The sequence below is a fragment of the Nocardiopsis sp. TNDT3 genome, from assembly GCF_003427465.1.
GTDB lineage: Bacteria > Actinomycetota > Actinomycetes > Streptosporangiales > Streptosporangiaceae > Nocardiopsis > Nocardiopsis dassonvillei.
This window is the reverse complement of sequence record NZ_QPFC01001173.1, coordinates 1-2180: the sequence shown is the minus strand read 5'-3', so window position 1 is coordinate 2180 and position 2180 is coordinate 1. Positions and strand designations below refer to the sequence as shown.

Sequence of the window (2180 nt, the reverse complement as noted above, 5' to 3'; positions counted from 1 at the left end):
GGGAGGGCTCCGCGGCGCGCTCGGGGGCCTTGGCCGCCGCGGCGGGCTTGGCCGGGGCCGGCTTGGCCGGGGCGGACGCGGCGGCCACCTCGTCGCGGGAGAGCCCGCTCTCCAGCGCGCCCGCCTTGTCCTCGGCCGCGACCAGGTCGGCCAGGGTCGAGTGCATGTCCTTGAGGCGGCGCAGCGCCTCGGCGTGCGTGGCGGTGAGGGTGGCGAGCCTGCGGTCCGCGGTGTCGTGGATCTTCTTCGCGCGCGCCTCGGCCTCGTTCAGGCGGCGCTCGCCCTCCTGCTTGGCCTGTTCCCGGAGCTGGTCGGACTCCTTCTTGGCGCTGTCGACCATCGAGTGGGCCTCCGAGCGCGCGGAGGACAGGATCCGCTCGGCGTGCTCCTCGGCGTCCTTGCGGTACTTGGCGATCTCGTCCTGGGCCTTCTTCTCGGCCTCCTTCACCTCGGACTCGACCTTGGAGCGGCGCTCCTGGGCCTCCTCCTCGGCGATGCGCAGGATCTCGGCCATGCGCTCGCTGATCTGCTCGTGCTCCGGCTTGACCTGCGCCTTCTCGCGGGCGATGGCGAGGTCGCGCTTGTACTGCTCCAGCTCGTCGTCCAGCCGCTGGAGGCGCTCGCGCAGACTCTTGACCTGGTTGTCCGTCCGCACGAAGTAGTCGTCGACGTGCGCCTTGTCGTAGCCGCCCTTGCGCACCGTCGGAAACCTGTCCTGCTGGAGTCCGCCGCCCGGCAACATATCGCTCATGTGCCCTTCATGTCCTTACACCGTTGTGACTGTACGACGCAGAAGGTGCGAGTTGACCCGTACCCATTGTCACCACGACACCTGACCGGTCTCGTTAGCGACATACGCCCGATAGTGCCCTTTTCTGCATACCGGCTCGACCGCCTGGGGGCACCGGTCGGGAGCGGAGCGTAACGCCGTGGACACCGTCCAGGCGACCAAGGTAGACACGCGCGGCGCGGCCGCGTCAAGATCCCCGACCGGACATCGCCGTGCGGACCCCGGTCACGTTCTTACTAAGGTATGCGCGATCATCCCCGTACGGGGGCAGAGCGGTCAACTTCCCGCTGATCCGCCCCCTCCCGGGGGAGACGGACACGGCGGTACGAGACGCAGGGAGGGCCACGAGATGGACAACGGCCGCACGGAAGGCGGGCCCGCGGGGCCCCGCGTGGGCGGAGCGGACTTCGGACGACCGGAGGTCCACCCGAGCGCGTGGATCGCGCCCGGCGCGGTGGTGGTCGGCCGCGTGCGCCTGGGCGCCCGGAGCAGCGTGTGGTACGGGTCGGTGCTGCGCGCCGACACCGAGGACGTCGTCGTCGGTGACCGGGTCAACATCCAGGACCAGTGCGGCCTGCACTCCGATCCCGGTGAGCCCGTGATCCTGCACGACGACGTGAGCCTTGGCCACAAGGCGATGGTGCACGGCGCGGTCGTGGAGGAGGGCGCGCTCATCGGCATCGGCGCCATCGTGCTGGGCGGCGCCCGCGTCGGCCGGGGCGCCCTGGTCGCGGCGGGCTCCCTCGTGCCGCCGGGCAAGACCGTCCCGCCGGACACGCTGTGGGCGGGGGTGCCCGGCAAGGTGGTGCGTGAGCTCAACGACAACGACCGGCTGGTGCTCCAGCACACTCCGGCCCACTACGCGGCGCTCGCCGCCCAGCACCAGGACGTCACCTGGGCCTAGCGCCACGCCGGGTGGGGACGAAAGTCGTGCCCGGGGCACCCGGCGCGGTGGCCCGAAAGCACCGCGCCCGCCCAGGTGGGGCCCCCTCCTGGCTAACCCGGGTGACTCCGCCGCCTGGTCCTCACGGGTCATGCGCACCGGCCCGCCCTGCGCGTAGCCTGGTACTCCTCACGTCCGCGTGGGTCCGGATCCGTCGCACCCGTACCCACGGCACTCCGGCGCGGGGTGTCCCGTCCTGCCGCGACACCGTTGTCTCAGGGGGTGAGCTCACGTGAACCACAGCCTCGACCTGCACGACCACCTCCACGACCACGTCGCGCTGGACGAGATCGAACTGTACGCCGAGGTGCTCATCGCGGTGGCCGACGCCGACCGCCCGCTCAGCCCCGAGGAGATCGACCGGGTGCTCGGGCTGTCCGGGACGCCCGCGGTCCCCGCCGAAGCGGCCCGTCCCGGCGGCCCCCTTCCCCGCGGCGGGTCCGGACC

1 protein-coding gene and 2 pseudogenes are annotated in these 2180 nt (G+C 72.0%); 2 read left to right on the top strand and 1 reads right to left on the bottom strand.

The window, feature by feature from the left end:
- A pseudogene (locus DQW06_RS25340) lies at nt 1-742 on the bottom strand (cell division protein DivIVA); the annotation flags it as partial.
- Between the two features lie 397 nt (nt 743-1139).
- On the opposite strand from DQW06_RS25340, the gene DQW06_RS25335 reads away from it, so the two are divergent.
- Both DQW06_RS25335 and DQW06_RS25330 read left to right on the top strand, forming a co-directional pair.
- On the top strand, nt 1140-1694 hold the full coding sequence (locus DQW06_RS25335; protein ID WP_013156469.1) for a gamma carbonic anhydrase family protein: 555 nt from the start codon (nt 1140-1142) through the stop codon (nt 1692-1694).
- A 271-nt stretch (nt 1695-1965) separates the two neighbouring features.
- Nucleotides 1966-2180 (top strand): annotated as a pseudogene (locus DQW06_RS25330) (hypothetical protein); the annotation flags it as partial.